The 20,963-nt window shown below is 73.6% G+C and carries 14 protein-coding genes, 1 tRNA gene and 2 pseudogenes; 9 read left to right on the forward strand and 8 right to left on the reverse strand.

What is annotated here, in order from left to right; all coding sequences use genetic code 11:
- Positions 1 to 47 precede the first annotated feature (47 nt).
- The 5 genes from HCN56_RS12885 to HCN56_RS12905 form a co-directional block, all read right to left on the reverse strand.
- Positions 48 to 1,196 carry an ABC transporter ATP-binding protein gene (locus HCN56_RS12885; RefSeq protein ID WP_167970555.1) on the reverse strand — a complete coding sequence of 383 codons (1,149 nt, stop codon included), beginning with the start codon at positions 1,194 to 1,196 and terminating at the stop codon, positions 48 to 50.
- The gene (locus HCN56_RS12890; RefSeq protein ID WP_167970557.1) at positions 1,193 to 2,380 is read right to left on the reverse strand and encodes an ABC transporter ATP-binding protein; all 1,188 of its coding nucleotides are present in this window, start codon (positions 2,378 to 2,380) and stop codon (positions 1,193 to 1,195) included. The genes HCN56_RS12885 and HCN56_RS12890 overlap by 4 nt, the downstream gene beginning before the upstream one ends.
- Positions 2,380 to 3,384, reverse strand: a complete 1,005-nt coding sequence (locus HCN56_RS12895) for an ABC transporter permease (RefSeq protein ID WP_209312672.1) — start codon at positions 3,382 to 3,384, stop codon at positions 2,380 to 2,382. The genes HCN56_RS12890 and HCN56_RS12895 overlap by 1 nt, the downstream gene beginning before the upstream one ends.
- Before the next feature lie 12 nt (positions 3,385 to 3,396).
- The gene (locus HCN56_RS12900) at positions 3,397 to 4,917 is read right to left on the reverse strand and encodes an ABC transporter permease (RefSeq protein WP_167970559.1); all 1,521 of its coding nucleotides are present in this window, start codon (positions 4,915 to 4,917) and stop codon (positions 3,397 to 3,399) included.
- A gap of 175 nt (positions 4,918 to 5,092) precedes the next feature.
- Positions 5,093 to 6,847, reverse strand: a complete 1,755-nt coding sequence (locus HCN56_RS12905; protein WP_245246493.1) for an ABC transporter family substrate-binding protein — start codon at positions 6,845 to 6,847, stop codon at positions 5,093 to 5,095.
- Between the two features lie 444 nt (positions 6,848 to 7,291).
- Between HCN56_RS12905 and HCN56_RS12910 the strand changes: the two are divergent.
- Positions 7,292 to 7,792: pseudogene (locus tag HCN56_RS12910) on the forward strand (DUF2617 family protein); the annotation flags it as partial.
- Positions 7,793 to 7,957: 165 nt separating this feature from the next.
- Here HCN56_RS12910 and HCN56_RS26400 read toward each other — a convergent pair.
- Positions 7,958 to 8,635, reverse strand: a pseudogene (locus HCN56_RS26400) (serpin family protein); the annotation flags it as partial.
- 166 nt (positions 8,636 to 8,801) lie between these two features.
- The gene (locus HCN56_RS12915) at positions 8,802 to 9,707 is read right to left on the reverse strand and encodes an ImmA/IrrE family metallo-endopeptidase (protein ID WP_167970563.1); all 906 of its coding nucleotides are present in this window, start codon (positions 9,705 to 9,707) and stop codon (positions 8,802 to 8,804) included.
- Between the two features lie 197 nt (positions 9,708 to 9,904).
- Here HCN56_RS12915 and HCN56_RS12920 point away from each other — a divergent pair, with 197 nt between their 5' ends.
- From HCN56_RS12920 to HCN56_RS12950, 7 genes are all read left to right on the forward strand, one after another.
- Positions 9,905 to 10,273, forward strand: coding sequence for a chorismate mutase (locus HCN56_RS12920; protein ID WP_167970565.1), 369 nt, complete (start codon positions 9,905 to 9,907; stop codon positions 10,271 to 10,273).
- 90 nt (positions 10,274 to 10,363) lie between these two features.
- Positions 10,364 to 12,865, forward strand: coding sequence for an aminopeptidase N (gene pepN, locus HCN56_RS12925; protein WP_167970567.1), 2,502 nt, complete (start codon positions 10,364 to 10,366; stop codon positions 12,863 to 12,865).
- A 173-nt stretch (positions 12,866 to 13,038) separates the two neighbouring features.
- Positions 13,039 to 14,097: a hypothetical protein gene (locus HCN56_RS12930; RefSeq protein WP_167970569.1), complete on the forward strand. Its 1,059-nt coding sequence runs from the start codon at positions 13,039 to 13,041 to the stop codon at positions 14,095 to 14,097.
- A 475-nt stretch (positions 14,098 to 14,572) separates the two neighbouring features.
- A complete protein-coding gene (locus HCN56_RS12935; protein ID WP_167970570.1) occupies positions 14,573 to 15,997 on the forward strand; it encodes a pyridoxal phosphate-dependent decarboxylase family protein in 1,425 nt (474 codons plus the stop codon).
- A complete protein-coding gene (locus HCN56_RS12940; protein WP_167970572.1) occupies positions 15,994 to 17,412 on the forward strand; it encodes a lysine N(6)-hydroxylase/L-ornithine N(5)-oxygenase family protein in 1,419 nt (472 codons plus the stop codon). The genes HCN56_RS12935 and HCN56_RS12940 overlap by 4 nt, the downstream gene beginning before the upstream one ends.
- A 165-nt stretch (positions 17,413 to 17,577) precedes the next feature.
- Positions 17,578 to 18,999, forward strand: a complete 1,422-nt coding sequence (gene pyk, locus HCN56_RS12945; protein WP_167970574.1) for a pyruvate kinase — start codon at positions 17,578 to 17,580, stop codon at positions 18,997 to 18,999.
- Between the two features lie 191 nt (positions 19,000 to 19,190).
- On the forward strand, positions 19,191 to 19,811 hold the full coding sequence (locus tag HCN56_RS12950) for an L-threonylcarbamoyladenylate synthase (protein WP_167970576.1): 621 nt from the start codon (positions 19,191 to 19,193) through the stop codon (positions 19,809 to 19,811).
- Between the two features lie 237 nt (positions 19,812 to 20,048).
- Here the strand turns inward: HCN56_RS12950 and HCN56_RS12955 are convergent.
- Positions 20,049 to 20,121: transfer RNA gene (locus HCN56_RS12955), tRNA-Leu, on the reverse strand.
- Positions 20,122 to 20,220: 99 nt separating this feature from the next.
- Between HCN56_RS12955 and HCN56_RS12960 the strand changes: the two genes are divergently transcribed.
- Positions 20,221 to 20,889, forward strand: a complete 669-nt coding sequence (locus HCN56_RS12960) for an ANTAR domain-containing response regulator (protein WP_167970578.1) — start codon at positions 20,221 to 20,223, stop codon at positions 20,887 to 20,889.
- Positions 20,890 to 20,963: the final 74 nt, after the last annotated feature.

A 20,963-nucleotide genomic window follows, 5' to 3' on the forward strand; every position in this document is an offset into this window, starting at 1 on the left:
GGCCCCGGGCGATCACGCCCGGGGCCCGCTCGGCACGGCTCGGCAGCTCACACCACCTTGGTGTCCGGCTCCGCGAAGTGGCAGGCCACCGGGTGGCCCGTGCCGCGGTCGGTCAGCGCCGGCTCCTCGGTGGCGCAGATGTCCTGCGCCTTCCAGCAGCGGGTCCGGAACCGGCAGCCGCTGGGCGGGTCGATCGGGCTGGGGACGTCGCCGGTGAGGACGGTCCGGCGGCGCTGCCGCTCCCGCCGGGGGTCCGCCAGCGGCGCGGCGGAGATCAGCGCCTGGGTGTACGGGTGGGACGGCGCCCGGTACACCTGGTCGCGCGGCCCGGTCTCGACGACCTTGCCGAGGTACATCACCGCCACCTGGTCGGAGATGTGGCGCACCACCGACAGGTCGTGCGCGATGAACACGTACGCCAGTCCCAGCTGGTCCTGGAGGTCCTCCAGCAGGTTGACGACGCCCGCCTGGACGGAGACGTCCAGCGCGGAGACCGGCTCGTCCATCACCAGCAGCTTCGGCGCCAGCGCCAGCGCGCGGGCGATGCCGATGCGCTGCCGCTGCCCGCCGGAGAACTCGTGCGGGTAGCGGTTGCCGTGCTCCGGGCTGAGCCCCACCAGCCGCAGCAGCTCCGCCACCCGGTCCGGGCCGCCGTCGCGCCAGCGGCCCTGCACCTTCAGCGGCTCGGCGATGATGTCGTTGACCGGCAGCTTCGGGTTGAGCGAGGCCATCGGGTCCTGGAAGACCATGCCCGCGTTGCGGCGGAAGGCCTGCATGTCGCCGCGCTTGAGACCGGTGATCTCCCGGCCCTCGAACCGCACCGAGCCGGCGGTCGGCTTGATCAGCTGGAGGATCGCGCGGCCGGTGGTGGACTTCCCGCAGCCGGACTCCCCGACGACGCCGAGCGTCTGCCCGGCGTCCACGCCGAGGGTGACCTTGCTGACCGCCTGGACCTGCCCGGTGACGCGCCGCAGCAGGCCGGAGCCGTAGACGGGGAAGTTGACGACGAGGTCGCGCACCTCCAGCAGGCGTTCGGGGCTGTCGGCAGGGGGCTTCGCGGTGGCGTCGGCCTTCCCGGTGGCGTCGGCCGTCCCGGTGGCGGCCGGTGCCGCCGGCGCCGCCTCGTCCGCGGGTGTCGCGGGGGTCGGCGCCGCTCCCGGAGATTCCGGTGCGGTCCTGCCGGAGGTCGCCGTCATCGCCCCTCCTCACTTTCGGTACCCGTGCCGTCGGAGGGCACGGTCTGGGCGTCGGGGTGGAAGAACGCGGTGGGGTCCTCCGCCTCGGCGAGCCTGTCGCTGTGGTGGCAGGCCGCCGCGTGTCCCTCGCCGAGGTCGGCGAGGGGCGGCTCGCTCTCCCGGCAGATGTCCGTGGCCAGCGGGCAGCGCGGCGAGAACGGGCAGCCGCGGGGGAGGCTGATCAGCGACGGCGGGGTGCCGGTGATGGGCCGGAGCCGGCCCTCGGCGTCGCCCTCCAGGGAGGGGATCGATCCCAGCAGTCCGGCGGTGTACGGCATCCGCGGCTCGTAGAAGACCTGGTCGGTGTGGCCGATCTCCACGGGCTTCCCGGCGTACATCACCAGCGTCTTGTGCGCCATGCCGGCGATGACCCCGAGGTCGTGGGTGATCATGAGGATCGCGGCGTTGACCGCGTCCTTGACCTCCAGCAGCTTCTCCAGGATCTGCGCCTGCACCGTCACGTCCAGCGCGGTGGTCGGCTCGTCGGCGATGATCACGTCCGGGTTGTTGATGATCGCCATCGCGATCATCACCCGCTGCCGCATGCCGCCGGAGAACTCGTGCGGGTAGGCCCGCAGCCGCTTGTCGGGCTGCGGGATGCCGACGAGGTCCAGCATCTCTTTGGCCCGGGCCAGTGCCTCGCGGCGCGGCACCAGGTGGTGGGCGAGGACCGCCTCGGCGAGCTGGTCGCCGACGGTGTGGACCGGGTTGAGCGAGGTCATCGGGTCCTGGAAGATCATCGCGATCTTCTCGCCCCGCAGCGCCCGCTGCTGGCCCGGCCGCATCGTCAGCAGGTCCTCACCGCGGTAGGTGACGCTGCCCCGGATGCGGGCGCTCTTGGGGAGCAGCCCCATGACGGCCATCGAGGAGACGGACTTGCCGGAGCCGGACTCGCCGACGATGCCGAGCACCTCACGCGCGTGCAGCGTGTAGCTGACGCCGCGGACCGCCTGGACGACGCCGTCGTCCGTCGGGAACTCCACCGTGAGGTTCTCGACCTTGAGGATCTCCTCGTCGAGCGGCGGCTTGGCGTCGGCCAGGGAGTAGGCGGTGTGGACCTCCTCGGCCGCCTCGTGGACGGCGTCGGTCGCCGCCGACCCCGTGTTCAGCGTCCCCGAGGTGTCGAGGGGAGGGTTGATGGTCATCAGTCACGCACCCGGTTCTGTCGGGGGTCGAAGGCGTCGCGCAGGCCGTCACCGATGAAGTTGACCGACAGCGCGATGCCGATGATGAAGAGGCCGGGCCAGTAGAACAGCCACGCGCGCGTCATCATGGCGGTCTGGTAGTCGGTGATGAGGCGGCCGAGCGAGGTGTCCGGCGGCTGCACGCCGATCCCCAGGAAGGACAGGCCGGTCTCCAGCAGGACCGCCGCGGCGATGGCCAGCGTCACCGAGACGATGATGATGCCGACCACGTTGGGCACCAGGTGGCGGAAGATGATCCGCTTGGCGGAGGTGCCGACCGAGCGGGCCGCCTCGACGAACTCCTTCTCCCGCAGCGACAGCACCTCGCCGCGGACCAGCCGGGCGGTCTGCGTCCAGGTGACCAGGCCGAGCATGATGCCGAGCACCACGATGCCCTGCCGGCCCGCCATCGCGGCGACCACGGCGGCGATGACCAGCGTCGGGATGGTGATCATGACGTCGGTGACACGCATCAGGACGGCCTCGGCCCAGCCGCGGAAGTACCCCGCGCAGGCGCCGATGACCGTGCCGATGACGGTCGCCACCGTGCCGACGAGGAAGGCGACGGTCAGCGAGACCTGCGTGCCGCGCATCACCACGGCGAAGTAGTCGCGACCGATGTCGTCCTGCCCGAAGGGGTGTTCACCCCAGGTCACGCCACCGCCGCCGAGGAAGGTGGGCCACACCCCGAGCGTGGGGCGGCCGCCCTCCAGGACCACACCGGTCCCGGTGGGGCTCTTGTCCCACCAGCCGGGGATCGGCCCCCAGCCGATGGAGGTGGCGGCGAGGGTGAGGATGAACCCGAAGAGGGCCATGCCGACCAGCGCGCCGCGGTGCCGGAAGAACCGCGCCCGCACCAGCTGGAACTGGGTGCGTGAGGCGACGTTCATGCCCTGGGCGGCGTCGTCGGCCGAACCGGGGGTGGGCGGCGTCCCGGCCGGCTGCGCGGATTTCTTGCGCATCATTTCGAACTCCTGTCAGGACAGCCGGATACGCGGGTCGAGGAAGGCGTAGGCGATGTCGGCGATCATGTTGAAGACCACGATCGCGCCGCCGGCCACCAGGAAGAACGCCATGATCGGCATGGGGTCGCCCTGTTCGATGCCGTCTTGCAGCAGCGTGCCCATCGCCTTCCAGCCGAAGACCCGTTCGGTGATCACGGCGCCGCCGATGAGGGTGCCGATGTCGTAGGCGGTCAGCGTGGTGATGGGGATCATGCCGTTGCGCAGCGCGTGGCGGGTGATGACCGCGCGCTCCGTCAGGCCCTTCGCGCGGGCGGTCCGCACGTAGTCCTGGTTCATGACCTCCAGCATGCTGGCGCGGGTGTACCGGGTGTACGAGGCCAGCGAGACCAGCACCAGCGCCAGCGTGGGCAGCAGCAGATGCCCCGCGGAGTCCAGGCTGTGCTGCCAGAAGGTGCCCTCGAAGTTCGGGGTGGACGGGCCGATGGTGGAGATCACGCGGCCGCGGATGCGGCTGTGGGCGGCGTACCCGGCGAACGCCTGGAGCACGCGGTCCACGAAGATCACCGTGGCGGTGAAGAGACCGGTGAGGACCGCGGCGGGGATCGCCTGGCGGCGGAACAGCTCACCCCCGAAGAACCAGCCGATCCCGGCGCTGACGGCGGCGGTCAGCAGCGCGAGCAGCAGCAGTGTCAGCAGGTTCGGGTCGTTGAGGACCGGGCCGAACGCGAAGTAGCAGACGACACCGACGGCGGCCGTGACCAGCGCGGCCCGCATCGGCGGGCTCGTGAAGTCGAGACCGGAGACCAGGGTGGTGATGGCGACGGCACCGGCGAAGGCGGTGAGCGCGACCACCACGGGGCCGAGGCCCGGGTCGGCGAACCAGCCGGTCGCGGAGAGCACCAGCAGCAGGACGGCCATGGCGCCGGCGGTGGCGCCGAACACGGTCCAGCGGGTGCGGCGGTCCACGACCAGTACACCGCTGCACACGGCGCCCGTCAGCAGCGAGAGCGCGACCACCATCACCAGCGAGAGCGTGGGGTCCTGCAACCAGTCGTTGATGTCGACGGCGATGTACTGCTTCAGCAGCGTGCCGACCCAGAACAGCGGCAGCGAGAAGCAGACGAACGCGACGAAGGTGACCGACTGGTCGAAGGCGCTGTACTGCCGCAGGGCGGAGATGACGCCGATGGCGATGCCGAAGACGATGGCCAGCACCGTTGCGGCGGCGAGGAGTTGGAGGGTCGCGGGGAACGCGGTGCCGAGCATCGCGTTGACGTCCTGGCCCTGGCGGTTGACGCCGAGGTCACCCGTGATCGCACTGCCGAGCCAGAGCAGGTAGCGGATGAGGACCGGCTTGTCGAGGTTCATCCGCTCGGTGATGGTCGCCAGCGCCGCTTCCCGCTCGTTGTCGGGGAGCTGACGTGCCTCCTCCAGCGGGTCGTTGGCGTTGGCGGCCAGGATGAACATGACCGCGGTGGCGGCCAGGAACACCCATAGCGAGACGAAGAGCCGCCGCGCGATGAAGACGAGCATGGCGCAGACTCCTGAAGTGTTCCGTGAGATCAGCGAGATCTGTGGGAGATGGTGACAGTGGTACGCGGACGGGGCCGGGGGGATCTGAGGCCCCCCGGCCCCGCGCTGTGCGTGTTGTCCGGCGAGGAGCGGCGGCGCACGGCCGCCGCCCCGTCACGCGGCTGACTTCAGGAGGTCAGCGGGTCCATTCCTGCATGTTCCACACGATGTCCGACTGCGCCGGGTTGGGGACGACGTTCTGCACGTCGTCCGCCCAGGCGGCCATGCCGGGGTGGTTGAAGAGCGGCACCGAGACGCCGTCCTCCCACAGGATCGTGGAGATCTCACTGATGACGCGGGTCTTCTCGTCCTCGTCGACGGTCACCAGGACCTCTTCGAGGAGGGCGTCGAGCTCCGGGTTGGAGTAGCAGCCGTTGTTGTTGCCCTTGCCGCTGGCGGAGCACTCGTCCGGGGTGGAGTAGGTGGAGTTCCAGCCGGAGATGAGCGCGGAGCCGGACCAGGCGGCCATCGCCACGTCGTACCGGTTGGTGTACATGGCGCCGTCCTGGGCGAAGAAGTCGCCGTGGGCCTCGAAGTCGACGTCGAAGCCGGCCTCGTTGCACGCGTCCTGGATCAGCTGGCCCTGCGCGTTGCGGCGGGGGTTGTCCAGCGTCCGCAGGCGGATGGTGGTGCCGACCGCGTCCTCCTCCTCGAGGATCTCGCGGGCGCCGTCGATGTCCTGCTCGGCGAACTCGGCGGGCATGGAGTTGCTGACCACGTCGTCGTAGAACGGGTCCAGCGGGTGGGCGACGACGGTGTTGCGGACCTGCGCCTCCTCGTCGATCGGGCGGATCAGGTTCTGCACCAGGGTCTCGCGCGGCAGGCACTTCATCCAGGCCTCACGCAGCGGCAGGCTCTCGGAGAACGGACCCGACTCGAAGTTGAAGGTGTTGTGCTCGTAGAGGTACTGGTCGAAGACCTCGACCTCGACGCCGGCCAGCGACTCCAGCTGGTCCCGCAGGTCGGAGGAGGGCTGCGGCGACATGATGTCGATCTCGCCGTTCTGCAGCGCCTGCGCCTGCGCGTCCTGCGCGATGTAGCGGAAGATGACCTCGTCGGCCGCGGCGGGCTCCCCCCAGTACTCCTCGTTGGGGACCAGGGTCAGCTGCTCACCGGCGGCGTAGGAGCCGATGGTGAACGGGCCGGAGGAGGGGATCAGCGACTCGTCGGGCAGCGCGCCGTCGATGATCCAGCCGGTCTTGAAGAACTCGATGGCGTCGGCCAGCGCCGCCTCGGCCTCCTCTATGCCGCCGTGCTCACGCTCGTTGTGCGGGGTGGAGTAGTCCCAGTCGACACCCTTGATGATGTCGATCAGCTCGTCCGCGCTCTCCAGGCCGCCCTGCTCGGCGACGACGTGGGCGGGCATGATCGTGGTGTTGCCCTGGCCCGGGCCGCTGCCCTCCCAGTCCGCGTACGGGGTGAGGTACTCGAGCGTGAACTCCTTGTCGCCCGACTCGCACTCCGGCATCCGCGTGTCCTCGATGCCGGCGGTGCCGGGCGCGGACCAGTCGAGGTAGCCGCCGCGCTGGCTCCACCACAGGAGCGCGTCGTCGCAGTCGATCGGCGTGCCGTCCGACCAGGCCGCGTCCGGGTGGAAGGTGTAGGTGACCGTCAGCGGGTCCTCGTTGACGACCTCGTAGCTGCCGAAGTCCTCGTTCGGGGTGATCGCCCCGCCCTCACCGAAGTACCAGAACCCGGTGGTGACCTGGTAGGTCGCGACGGAGTTCGCGGTCAGGTTGCCGTCCGACGTGGTGGGGTTCCACGTCGTCCACTCCTGCTCGTAGCCCAGGGTGATGGTCCCGCCGCCACCGCCGTCGCTCTGCGAGTCGTCACTGCTGCCGTTGTCGCCGCTGTCGCTGCCGCACGCAGTGAGGACCAAGGCCCCACCCATTGCTGCAGCAACCAGCTTCGACGTCCTGCCGAAACGGGTCATCTCCGGGCCTTCCACGATGAGGTCACGTCGGGTGTGAAGTTCCCGAGAGCTTCCTCACTCGTGGTCTTGCCCACAAGGGCGAGGCGATGACCGTTGCGCAGCCGAGATGCAAGCCACGCTGACCTGTGACCAAAAGACAGCGGCAAAGTGCAACCAAGTGGACATAAGGTAGTTGCGGTGTAGCGATCTACGTGCGTAGCTGTTCGCAATACGGGCAACCGGCCGGTAACCGAAGGGGTGTTGCGGGGTGAACATCTGAACCCCCGTGACCCCGGGGGGATGGAAACCCTGTCGAGTTGCGTGAAAACGCTGTGGACGTACGGCGTTTCGTGGTTCGGTGGTCGTGCGGGTCCGGCAGGCCCGAGCAGCCCACCCCCTCACTGCGTGCATGCGGGAGCACCCATGCTCACCACGATCGACACCACCTACTCCGACACCAGGGCCGCCGACCTCGCCTGGGAACTCGGCCGGGAGCCTCAGCCGGCCCTCGCGACGCTGGACCTCCAACTCGACGGCGACCACGTGCAGCTCCGCGTCCTCGGCGCCTCCCACCAGGTGCTGCTCCGCTCCGGGGCCGCCACCTGCTCGGAGACGGTGGCCTGCCTGCCGGGCAGCCGCACCCCGCTCCCGATGGGCGTCTCCAAGCGCATCGGGGAGTTCGACTACGAGTTCGCCGCCCGCGTCGAGACCCTCAGTCCCGGCTCCTTCGGCGGCCGCGCCCAGGAGCTCCTCGCCCTGGTCGCCGACCATCCCCACGGTCTCGCCGCGACCTTCCCCGGGGCCCCCGACGCCTTCACCGCGCTGCTCGCCCACCGGCACGACGGCCAGGTCCACTGGCGCACCTGGCACTCCTACCCGCAGGAGTGCCGCCTCGTCTCCACCCGCACGCGGGTCGCGGTCCGCCGCCGGGAGGACGATCCCGGCAGCGGCCCCGCCGACCACGCCGCGGGCCGGGGCGCCGGGGGCGCCGGGCACGCACCGGACCTCGGCACCCGTCCCGCCCGGCCCGCCCTCGCACCGCAGCCGGACCACGGTCGCCGCCCGCTCCGCCACCCGCCACGCGTCGGCGACCGGCGCCGTCCGCCACATCATCGGCACCCGCTTCCGCACGCCTGCCGCGTCGGTGAACGGCGCGTCGGCCGTCGCCGTCGCCGCGAACGGGACCTGCCAGCGGGCGGCGAGCGCCAGTACATCGGCGAGGAGCGCGGCGGTGCCGGGCTCCGGCCGGACGGGCGACCGGCGGATCATGCCGTCGGTGGCGCGGGTCGCCCAGGCGTCCAACCGCTCGGCGGAACCGGCGTCCAGCGGCCCGAACTCCACGTCCGGCAGCTCCTCGCGGTACGCCCGGTAGAGCGGGGCCCGCGTCCAGAACCCCGTCGCGGAGACCACCGAGTCGGTGGCGCGCAGCGCGCGTCCCACGCCGGTCACCAGCGGCGCCGCCTCCGCCCCGGCCGCGCCCACCACCGCCCGCAGCTCGGCGGCGGTGGCACCGGCGGCGCCCGCGGCCAGCGTCCCGACGGCGAGCCACAGCCCGGCGGGGGAGACGGTGAAGTCACCGCCCGCGCCCGTCACCTCGGGGGCCGTGGCGAGGACCGGGAGCCACCGCTCGGCCAGCGACACCACCGCCGCCGCCCCCGCCATCGGCGCCGTGCCGTTCGCCGGTGCCGCCCCCTCCGTTGGTCCCGGGCCCAGGACGCGCCCCGGCGCGCCCGGCTCCGGTCGTCCGCCGTCGCTGCCGTCCGTCATGGCCGTCCCCGTCCCCTCGCCACAGCGCGCCCTCGCGCGCCCCACTCTCCCCGACGGCGCCGCGCCGCCCGTTGGTTCCGTCCCGCCGTCCCGCCACCCCGCCGTCCCGCCACCGCGAGGGTCGCAGCCGGCGTCGCGGGCGCGGCGCGGGATCTGCCGGACGCTTTCAGGTGTCGCACTCCAGCACCGTGCGGCAGACCCCGCACCGGGCGCGGAGCGGCCCCTGCACCGGGAGCCGGAGCCGCCCGGTGCAGACCGGGCAGTCGAACACCACCCGCGGCGTCCCGCCGCCGGTCTCGAACCGGTACGGTCCGACGCCCACCGGTACGGGGAGACCCGCGCGCGCCGAGCCCCGCTGCGCGCCGTACCGACGGCGTGCCGCCCAGCCGGCACCGGCCAGCGGCGGCTGGGCCGCGTCGTGCTCCGCGCGGCGCAGGCCCTTGCCGTAGGCGTCGTACGCCTGCGGGCTGGTGAACCACACGCGCGGGTCCTCCCCGTGCAGGAGCGCGCGCTTCGCCAGGACGTACCCGTACTCCTCGGGGGTGAGGTACCCGAGTTTCTGCGAGGTGAGCGCGGACTGCCGGAACGCGTCGAGCAGCAGCCAGCCGCACCCCAGGTACGCGGCGGCGGTGTCGGTGAGTATCTCGTCGGCGGCGGTGTCCGCCAGCGCCAACCCCGAGCGGTGCAGCAGCACATGGGTCATCTCGTGCGCCAGCACGGCGCCGATGTCCCGGCGGTGCCGGTCGAACCGCGGGTTGAGTTCGACCGCGTAGGCGCCGCCCGCGGCCGGCTCCACCCACGCCGCCTCGGGCATCTCACGGAACCGGACGTCGACCGGCGCCTCCGGGAGGCCCAGGTGACGGATCATCACCCCCGCGACGCGCCGCACCCCGCCGGTCAGCTCCTCGGCGTCGTCCAGAGCGACGTCGACCGGGAGGACGGAGGTGCTGAAGGAGCGCACCCTGTCGCCCGACATGCCCCGGTACAGGGCGCGCAACGCACCGCGCACCTCCGCCAGGTGCGGGAACCCGCGCTCCACGTCCCGTGCTGTACCGCCACCGCCGACCGTCATGCGACCAGCCTCCTCCCGCGCCCCTTCCCACTGTAGGCGCGCGGTCCGCCGGTCGCCGCCGTCTGCGGGGCCGCACGCGCGAGACGGCTTCCGGGAGGCCGCTCCCGGGCAGCGTCGGCCGGCAGCTGCCGCCGCGCCGTCCCGCGCTGCGGACGGGCGCACCGCACCGCGCCCCGCGGCGCCTACAGTCGGGCACCATGAGTGACAGCGACCGCACCGAGCAGCGACGCGACCCGGCGGCCCCCGCGACCGACGGGCCCGGCGCCACCGACCGCGCCCCCGAGGTCCGGGACGAGCTGGAGCGACTGCGCGCCAGCATCGACAACATCGACGCCGCCGTGGTGTACATGCTCGCCGAGCGCTTCAAGTGCACGCAGCGCGTGGGGCGGCTGAAGGCGGAGCACCAGCTGCCGCCCGCCGACCCGGCACGGGAGGGACGGCAGATCGCGCGGCTGCGAGAGCTGGCGACCGAGGCCCGCCTGGACCCGGCGTTCGCGGAGAAGCTCCTCAACTTCGTGATCGCCGAGGTCATCCGCCACCACGAGACCATCGCCCGGGAGAGCTGACGGAGCGGCCGGGCCGGCCCCGGCGTGCGGCCCGCGCGCCGGGGCCGCACCCCCGTACCGCGCCCGGCGGGCATGCGGCAGCATGGGCCCATGGCGATTCTGACCCGAGACGAGGCGCGCGAGCGCGCCCGGCTGCTCGATGTGCACCGGTACACCGTCGATCTCGACCTCACCCGCGGCGCGGAGGTCTTCCGGTCGGCCACCACGGTGCGGTTCGCCGCGCGCGAGGACGGCGAGACCTTCGTGGAGGTCGTCGCGCCCGCCGTGCACCGGGTCACGCTCGACGGCCGGGAGATCGACCCGGCGGCCGTCACCGACGGGCGGCTGCCGCTGACCGTCGGCGCCGGTGAGCACGAGCTGCACGTCGAGGCCGACATGGCGTACTCGCACACCGGCGAGGGCATGCACCGGTTCACCGACCCCGCCGACTCCCTGACCTACCTCTACACCCAGTGCTGCCTCTCCGAGGCCCCCAAGGTGTTCGCCGCGTTCGACCAGCCCGACCTCAAGGCGGTCTTCGAGGTCCACGTCACGGCGCCGCCGGAGTGGACGGTCCTCGCCAACGGCGTCTGTGCGCCCGTCGAGGGCGAGCCCGGCCGTTGGAGCGCGGCACCGACCCCGCCGATCTCCACCTACCTCCTCGCGGTGGCGGCCGGCCCCTGGCACTCGATCCGCACCGAGCACGCCGGACTGCCCTTCGGGCTGCACGCCCGGCAGTCGCTGGCCGAGCACCTCGACAAGGACGCGGACGAGCTGTGGGACATCACCCGCCGCACCTTCGACCGCTACCACGAGATCTTCGACGAGCCGTACCCGTTCGACTCCTACGACCAGGCGTTCGTGCCCGAGTTCAACGCCGGCGCCATGGAGAACCCCGGGCTGGTCACCTTCCGCGACGAGTTCGTCCACCGCTCGGCCGTGACCGACACCGAGCGGCAGCTGCGCGGGATCGTCATCGCCCACGAGATGGCGCACATGTGGTTCGGCGACCTCGTCACCCTCCGCTGGTGGGACGACATCTGGCTCAACGAGGCGTTCGCCGAGTACATGGGCTACCAGGTGCTGGCGGAGGCCACCGACTTCCAGCCGTGGACCGAGTTCGCCGCACAGCGCAAGGCCTGGGGACTGGACGCCGACCAGCGCCCCTCCACCCACCCGGTCGCGCCGCTGCCCGAGGCGGTGCCCGACACCGCCTCCGCCTGGCTCAACTTCGACGGCATCTCCTACGCCAAGGGCGCCTCGGCGCTGCGCCAGCTCGTCGTGTGGCTGGGCGAGAAGGACTTCCTCGCGGGGATCAACGAGCACTTCGCCCGCCACCGGTTCGGCAACGCGGACCTCGCCGAGTTCATCGACTCGCTCAGCCACGCCTCCGGGCGCGACGTCCACAGCTGGGCGGACCGCTGGCTGCGCACCGCCGGCCCGGACACCCTGACCCCCGCCGTCACCGTCTCGCCCGACGGCTGGCGCCTGGAGCTCACCCACACCGGTGGGCGGCCGCACCGGCTGCGCGTCGGGACCTACGGCACCTCGGCCGCGGACCCCGGTCGCCCGGTGCCGCTGGAACCGCACGACCTCGATCTGCCGCCCACCGACGGCGTGGCCGTCGTGGAGGGGGCGGGGGAGCGGCCGGCGCTCCTCGTCGTCAACGACGGTGAACTGACCTACGCGCGCGTCGGTCTGGACGAGGGGTCGTGGGAGACCGCGAGCCGCACCGTCTCCGCGCTGCCCGACCCGCTGACGCGCACCGTGGTCTGGGGTGCGGCGCGCGAGATGGTCCGCGAGGCGGCGCTGCCGCCGGCCGCGCTGGTGGCGATGGCGCGCGAGCAGCTGCCGGAGGAGGAGGACCTCGCGGTGCTGGAGGCGGTGGTGACCTTCGCCCGGTCGACCGTCGCCGACTGCTACCTCGCGGGCAGCGCGCGCGAGTTGGCGCTGGCCTCGCTCCGCGACCTGGCGCGCGAGATCCTCGACCGCCCCGGGACCCCCGCGCGGCGGCTCCTCGCCGCCCGCTGCCTGATCGGCGCCGCCGCCCACCCCGGCGACCTGCGCCGGTGGCTCGGCGAGGGCACCCTGCCCGGCGGGCCGGTGCTCGACCCCAAGCTGCGGTGGCAGCTGCTGCACCGGCTGGCCGTCCTGGGCGACCTCACCCCGGAGGAGATCGACGCGGAGGCCGCCGCCGACCCCGGGGCCACCGCCGAGGAGGGCGCCGCCCGCTGCCGCGCCGCGCTGCCCACCGCCGAGCACAAGGCCGCCGCCTGGGAGGCGATGTTCGGGGACGGCGACCGGCTGTCGGCCTACCTGTTCGCCGCGACCGCCCAGGGGTTCTGGCACCCGGAGCACGACGACCTGCTGGCGCCCTACGTCGAGCGGTACTTCGCGGAGGTCCCCGCGCTCGCGGAGCGCCGCGGCCACGCGCTGACCACCGCCGCCTGCCGCCACGCGTTCCCCGCGACCTCCGTCTCCGAGGAGACGCTGCGGCTGGGCGCCGCCGTCCGCGACGACGCGTCGGTCGGCGCCGCGCTGCGGCGCGGTCTGACCGACCGGCTGGACGACCTCTCCCGCGCGCTGCGCGTCCGGTCCGCCGCCACGCCCTGACCGCGCCCGGCCCGCCCGGCCCGCGCACCGCACCCGCGGCGCGCGGGCCGGGGCGGGCCGCACACCGATTTCGCCCCGACGGTACACGGAGCGTCCGTCACCCCTTACGGTAAGAGTCCACCGGGCTCCGCCCGGCGGAGGACGGCTTCCGACGCGCTCAGAGGGCACGGCACATGGGTGGGCGACACGGCGTCGCGAGGCGGCGCCTCCTTCTGGCGGCCGGTATCGGCCTCGCGCTGCTCCTGGCGGCGGCCGCCTTCGGCCCGTTGAGCGACCTCACCCGTCCCGCCGCGGGCGGCTGCGCCCGGGACCTGCCGCCCGGCGCGCTCGACGCCGTCACCGACGCCGCCGTCTACCGCGTCGAGGAGACCTTCGACCCCCGGCTCGGCGAGTACACCTGCGTGCTCTACGACCGCGACGACCGCCGGCTGCTGTCGGTGGCGGCGCTCAGCGAGCGGGACGCCGTCCGCTCCGCCCTCGTCGCCGACCTCGCCGAACGCGTCGACGAGGAGACCTCGTTGCAGGCGCTCCCGGACGGGCTGCCCGGCATGGTCACCCACTACGGCTGGTTCCACCTGCTGCCGCCGTGCCCGGGGCTGGAGCGCCCCGAGGACGGCTTCGACCACCGGCCGCTGGTGACCGTCCGGGGCCCCTCCGGCGACATCGGCGAGGGGACCCTCGTCATGGCCGTGGCCCTGGCCAACGCCGTGGCGGAGCGGCTGGAGTGCGACGCGCCCCCGCTCCGCTACGGCGGCGGCTTCCGCACGGCGGAGCCGATCCCCGCCGACGAGGCGGTCGGCACGCCGTGCGCCGTGCTGGCCACCGGGCCGCTGCCGGAGCCGCGCCGCGGCGGGTGGACGGTCTCCGCGGCGGCCAGCGACACCGCGCCCGCCGGCCGCTGCACGCTGCGCACCACCGACGGGCAGACGGCGCTCGTGCTGACCAGCTGGTTCGGGGAGTGGGGGCTGCCGATCATCGACGCGCAGCACCGCTGGTACGCCGACAGCCCCCGGCAGGGGCAGCTGCGCGGGCCCTACCTCGGCAGCAACTGGGCCTGGGCGGCGGCGATCTGCGACGGCGCGCCCGCGCACTTCGGGTTGCGGCTGAGCCGTCCGTGGCGCGAGTTCGACGCCGGGGTGCTCCATGCCGTCCTCGGCGGCTTCGCGGCGGAACAGGTCGAACGGCGCGACTGCCACGACCTGCGCATGCCGGAACCGCCCGCCGGCGACTGACCGCCGGCCGCGCCCCCACCTGGCCCGGGCCTGGTTCCGACCGCTCCGGCGTGCGCCCCGGGCCGCCCCGAGCCGCTCCGGCCCGCGGGCGCCCGGCCGGCGAACGGCCTCTCAAAACCGTACGTCTCGGACGAGGTTGGTTCGGAGCGGCGTGGCCGGAAATCCTCCTCACGGGCACGATTCACGCCCCATCAGCTCCGGGGGGTCCGCCAGGGCCACCCGAGTTAGGTATACCTAAGTCGGTCCGACGTGTCGCCCGGCGCCGCGTTCCACCGCACCCCACCCGCCCCACCCGACGCCGACCGCCCCGACCACCCACCCGCCCCCACCGGTCGCCCCCGACCACGGCGCAGCTCGCGCGACGTCCCACCCGCACCGCCGGCCATCGCCGCCCGGCCCCGTACCCGACCACCGTCCCGCCCGCCGCGGTTGAGCCCCGGGCGGACGGGAAACCGCGCACCGACGGGAGCCCCTCATGCCCCCAGCACCCCAGCCGCACCCCCTGGCCGGCGGCACCGCCGGGCCACGTGCCCTCCGGCCCATGCTGGACACCGTCCTCGACGCCCTCTCCGACGGCGCCGCCCGGCGCTGCGGCCCGCTGCCCGCCGGCGGCCCCGCGGCCGTCGCCGCAGCCACCGCCGAACTCGCACCGGTCATACCCGAGAAGGGCACCGGCGCCGGCCCGGCGCTGCGCGACCTCGTCCTCGCCCTCGCCGAGGGTGCCGCCGACCCCGCCGACCCGCACTGCGCGGCCCACCTCCACTGCCCGCCCCTCGCCGTCGCCGCCGCAGCCGACCTCGCGGCCAGTGCGCTCAACCCCTCGCTGGACTCCTGGGACCAGGCACCCGCCGCCACGGCGCTGGAGGCCCGCACCACCGCCGCGCTGGCCGCCCTCGTCCACCCCGCGGCCCGCCACCCCGACGCGCTCGTCACCACGGGAGGTACCGAGTCCAACCAGCTCGGGGTGCTGCTCGCCCGGGAACTGCTCCCACCCGGCCTGCGGATCGTCTGCGGCGCCAACGCCCACCACAGCGTCACCCGCGCCGCCTGGCTGCTCGGACTCGCCGAACCGGAAGTCCTCCCCACGCCGCGCGGCGTCCTGGACCCGGCCGCGGTGCGGGACCGGCTGACCGCCGAACCGGCGGCTCCCACCCTGCTGTTCGCCACCGCCGGCACCACCGACTCCGGCGCCATCGACCCCCTGCCGGCGCTGGCCGACCTCGCTGCCGCCCACGGCGCCCGCCTGCACATCGACGCCGCCTACGGCGGCACGCTGCTGCTCAGCCCCACCCACCGCCACAAGGTCACCGGACTCGACCGCGCCGACAGCGTCGCGCTCGACCTCCACAAGCTCGGCTGGCAGCCGGCGGCCGCCGGTCTGCTGACCGTCCCCGTCGCCGCCGACCTGGCGCCGCTGGGGCACCGCGCGCCCTACCTCAACGCCGACGACGACACCGAGGCCGGCCTCCCGGACCTCCTCGGCCGGTCACTGCGCACCACGCGGCGCCCGGACATCCTCAAGATCGCGGTGACGCTGCGCGCGCTCGGCGAGGACGGCCTCGCCGACCTCGTGGACCGCTGCTGCGCCGCCGCCGGCGACCTCGCCGAGCTGCTCGCCGCCGACCCGTGGTTCGACCTCCACGGCCCGCCCGCCATCTCCACCGTGCTGTTCCGGCCCTCCGGGGCCAGCGACGAGGAGGTGGCCGCGTTGCGGCGCCGCCTGCTGCACGCCGGCTCCGCCGTCCTGGGCCGCGCCACCGTCCCCGGCCCCGGCGGGGCCCCGGGCACCTGGCTCAAGGCCACCATCCTCAACCCGCACACCCAGACCGCCGACCTGCGCTCCCTGCTCAAGCTGGTGCGCGAGGCCGCCCGTGACCGTGACGAGGACGCCACCGCATGACCACCGCCCCCCGTACCGACCCCGCCCCGCCCGCAGGCCCGGCGGCCGAGGATCAGGCACCGCTCGACCTCGCCGGCGTCGGAGCCGGCCCCGCCGGGCTCTCGCTCGCCGCCCTGGCGGACAGCCACCGCGGCCTGCGGGCCGCCTGGTTCGAGCAGCGTCCCGCCTTCTCCTGGCACCCCGGGCTGCTCATTGAGGGCACGACGCTGCAGGTCCCGTTCCTCGCCGACCTGGTGACGCTCGCCGACCCGGCCAGCCCCTGGTCCTACCTCTCCTATCTGCGGGAGCAGGGCCGCCTGTTCCCGTTCTACTTCGCCGAGACCTTCCACATCGAGCGCACCGACTACGACGCCTACTGCCGCTGGGCGGGGGAGCGGCTGGCGAGCGTGCGGTTCGGCCGGCGGGTGGAGTCGGTCTCCTGGGACCGAGCACGGGAGCTGTTCGAGCTGACGGTGTGCCCCGTCGAGGGGGCCGCCGGGCCGCGCGCGGTGCACGCCCGCGCCGTCGCGCTCTCGCTCGGCAGTACCCCGCACGTGCCGGAGGTGCTGCGCCCCGCCGTCGGCGCGCCCGCCGGCGGCGCCCCGGTGGTCCACTCCGCGGAGTACCTCGTCCACCGGGAGCGGCTGCTCGCCGCCGACCACGTCACCGTCGTCGGCTCCGGACAGTCCGGTGCCGAGGTCTTCCTCGACCTGCTGCGCCACCGTCCGGCCGGCGCGGAGCGGCTGCACTGGCTGACGCGGTCACCCGCCTTCGCGCCGATGGAGTACAGCAAGCTCGGGCTGGAGCACTTCACCCCCGACTACACCCGCTATTACCACGCGCTGCCCGAGACCACCCGCGACGCCCTGACGGCCCGCCAGTGGCAATTGCACAAGGCGGTCGACCACGAGACGCTCGCCGAGATCCACGGCGAACTCCTCGGCCGCGCCCAGCGGTCCGGTTGGCCCGACGCGGTGCTGACCCCGGGGGTGGCCGTGCGCGCCGCGGACCGCCGCGGTGACGGCGCCCTCGACCTGCGTCTCGTCCACGCGGAGCAGGAGAGCGCCGCCACCCTCACCACCGGGGCCGTCGTCCTGGCGACCGGGTACCGGGACACCCCGCTCGAACCCCTGCTCGGCGACCTCGCCGGCGCCGTCCGGCGCGACACCGCCGGCCGGCCGCTGGTGACCGACGACTACCGGCTGGAGCTCGCGGAGGGCGTCACCGGCCGGGTCTTCGTCGCGGGCGGCGAGCGCCACACCCACGGTGTGGGGACCCCGGACCTCGGGCTGATGGCGCACCGCTCGGCGACGGTCCTCAACCAACTGCTCGACGAGCGGCCGTACCCGCTCCCCGCCCGCACCGCCTTCACGACGTTCGGCCTGCGGCAGGCCCCCGCCGCCCCACGCGAGGCACCCGCCCCACCGGTCGACTGAGCCCCACCGACCCCGGGGGGACGCGCTCATCGGAGCGCGTTCCCCGTCAGGTGGCGGCACTGCGCCGGGAGTGCGCCGGGAGACGGGGAAACGGATACGCGGCCGAAGGGTTTTCGGCATCTCGATGGTCATTCCTACCGCCGGGTACGTCCTAGAGTCGGGAGTATGCGCCGAGCGAAAATCGTCTGCACACTTGGTCCGGCCACCGACTCGTACGAGCAGATCACCGGTCTCGTCGACGCGGGCATGAACGTGGCCCGCCTCAACCTCAGCCACGGTGCGCACGCCGAACACGAACAGCGCTACCACCGGGTCCGGCAGGCCGCACGTGAGGCCGGCCGGAGCATCGGTGTCCTCGCCGACCTCCAGGGCCCGAAGATCCGGCTCGGCGTCTTCCGGGACGGCCCGGCCCTGCTCGACGCCGGCGACACCTTCCGCATCACCACCGACGACATCGAGGGCGACCAGCACCGCTGCTCCACCACCTACGGCGGGCTGTGCGCCGACGTGACGGCCGGCGAACGGATCCTCATCGACGACGGCCGGGTCGCGCTGGAGGTCGAGGCGGTCGAGGGCACCGACGTGGTGACCACCGTCGTCGAGGGCGGGATGGTCTCCGACCACAAGGGGCTCAACCTCCCCGGCGTGGCGGTCTCCGTGCCGGCGCTCTCCGCCAAGGACGTCGAGGACCTGCGCTGGGCGCTGCGCACCGGGGTGGACCTCATCGCGCTCTCCTTCGTCCGCGCCGGGGACGACATCAAGGACGTGCACCGGATCATGGCCGAGGAGGGCCGGTTCCTGCCGGTCATCGCCAAGATCGAGAAGCCGCAGGCCGAGGAGAACCTCCAGGACATCGTCGACGCCTTCGACGGGATCATGGTCGCCCGGGGCGACCTCGGGGTCGAAGTACCCCTGGAGGACGTGCCGCTGGTCCAGAAGCGCGCGGTGAAGCTCGCCAAGCGCAACGCCAAACCGGTCATCGTCGCCACGCAGATGCTGGAGTCGATGATCAACTCCTCGCGTCCCACCCGTGCGGAGGCCTCCGACGTCGCCAACGCCGTCCTCGACGGGGCCGACGCCGTCATGCTCTCCGGGGAGACCAGCGTCGGTGCGTACCCCGGCGAGACGGTGCGCACCATGGGGCGGATCGTCGCCGCCGCGGAGGCGGAGATGCTCTCGCGCGGGCTGCCGCCGCTGACCGAGGCCACCAAGCCGCACACCCAGCCGGGTGCGGTGGCGCGCGCCGCCGCCGACATCGGCGACTTCCTCGGCGCCTCGCTGCTGGTCGCCTTCACACAATCGGGTGACACCGTGCGGCGGTTGTCCCGGTACCGCTCGCCCATCCCCGTGATGGCGTTCACCCCCGACCAGCAGACCTGCAACCAGCTGAGCCTGACCTGGGGCGTGGAGGCGCACGTCGTCCCGACGGTCGACAGCACCGACGCCATGGTGGAACTGCTCGACGGCCGGCTGCGCCGCATGGGCCGCTGCGCGAAGAGCGAGACCGTGGTGATGACCGCCGGGTCGCCCCCCGGGGTGCCCGGCACCACCAACCTGGTGCGCGTCCACCACATCGGCGAACGCTAGGCCCGGCTCGCGGCCCCGCCGCCGTCCCGGGGCGCGCCGCCCCGCGCGGCGCAACCGGCCGTGCGTCGGGCAGCCGGCCGTGCGTCGGGCAACCGGCCGTGCGTCGGGCAGCCGGGCGGCCCGCACGGGTCGCGCCGGACACGGCCCGCCGCGGCCGGTGGCCGCGGCGGGCCGGGGGCTAAGCTCGCCCGATGGCCAAGTATTTCGACGTGCACCCCGAGAACCCGCAGCCTCGGACGATGACCACCGTGGCCGAGAGCGTCCGCACCGGCGCGGTGATCGCGTACCCCACCGACTCCTGCTACGCGCTGGGCTGCCGGATGGGCAACAGCGAGGGCCTGGACCGCATCCGCACGATCCGGCAGCTCGACGACCGCCACCACTTCACCCTCGTCTGCCAGGACTTCGCCCAGCTCGGTCGGCTGGTGCAGCTCGACAACACGGTCTTCCGGGCGATCAGGTCCGCGACGCCGGGCAGCTACACCTTCATCCTGCCCGCGACGAAGGAGGTGCCGCGGCGGCTGCTGCACCCGAAGAAGAAGACGGTCGGTGTCCGGATTCCCGACCACGTCGTCGTGCGGTCGCTCCTCGCCGAACTGGGTGAGCCGCTGGTCTCCAGCACTCTGCTGCTGCCGGACGAGGAGGAGCCGCTCACCCAGGGGTGGGAGATCAAGGACCGGCTCGACCACGTGGTCGACGCCGTCCTCGACTCCGGCGACTGCGGCACCGAGCCGACCACCGTCGTGGACTTCTCCGACGGCTGGGCGGAGATCGTGCGCCGCGGGGCGGGCGACGTCTCCCGGTTCGAGTAGCGGGAGGCACGGCCGACGGGGCGGGGGAGCGCGTGGCATCGCCGGGCGCGCCGCCCCGGCGACGCCGGAGCCCATTCGCGGGGCGGTGATGCAGACCGTCGTCCGGGAGTCGAGCGGAGGTCCCGGGGTGAGCCACGCGAGCAAGCGTGCGAGCTGTCGCGGCGCCGCCGCGCGGCGCGCGTTCCGCCGAAGCGGACGGGCTCGGCGTCCTCGCAGGTCAGGGGAGGACGGTAGGGGTGCCCCGGGTGGGATTCGAACCCACGCTGAATGCTGTTTGAGAGCACTGCCTCTGCCACTGGGCTACCGGGGCGCCGAACGGCCACGACGGGCCGGAACCCGCCGTGGGCCCAACATACCGTAGCTGGGTACTCTCGTGAGTGCCCCGCCTGCAGAACCCCCGAGGAGCCCCGTGAGCACCCCCGACGTCCCCGAGCCCGGACCCCAGGGCGACGACACCGCCGCGCCCGAGGCGGGCGTCCACGTCCCCCCGCAGACGACCCGGGTGGTCATCGCCGAGGACGAGGCACTGATCCGGCTGGACCTCAAGGAGATGCTGGAGGAGGAGGGCTACACGGTGGTCGGCGAGGCCGGTGACGGCCAGCGTGCCGTCGAACTGGCCCGCGAGCACCGGCCGGACCTCGTCATCCTCGACGTCAAGATGCCGGTCATGGACGGCATCTCGGCCGCCGAGAAGATCGCCGAGGAGCAGCTGGCGCCCGTGCTGATGCTCACCGCGTTCTCCCAGCGGGAGCTGGTGGAGCGGGCGCGCGACGCCGGTGCCATGGCCTACCTGGTCAAGCCGTTCTCCAAGACGGACGTCGTGCCGGCGATCGAGATCGCGGTCTCCCGCTTCCACGAACTGCGCACCCTCTCCCAGGAGGTCACCGACCTCGCGGAGCGGCTGGAGACCCGCAAGCTGGTGGACCGCGCCAAGAGCGTCCTCCAGACCCAGTACGGGCTCACCGAGCCCGCCGCGTTCCGTTGGGTGCAGAAGACCTCCATGGACCGCCGGCTGTCGATGCGGCAGGTCGCCGAGGCCGTGCTGGAGGACGCCGAGGAGCGCCGCCGCAACAAGTGACCCGGCGCGGCCCCGTGCCGCTGCCGCGTCGACGCCACCCGGGGCCGCCGGGGCGGGACCACTCCCGCCCCGGC

It is taken from the genome of Streptomyces lonarensis (assembly GCF_012033735.1).
In the GTDB taxonomy this organism is placed as follows: Bacteria; Actinomycetota; Actinomycetes; order Streptomycetales; family Streptomycetaceae; genus Streptomyces; species Streptomyces lonarensis.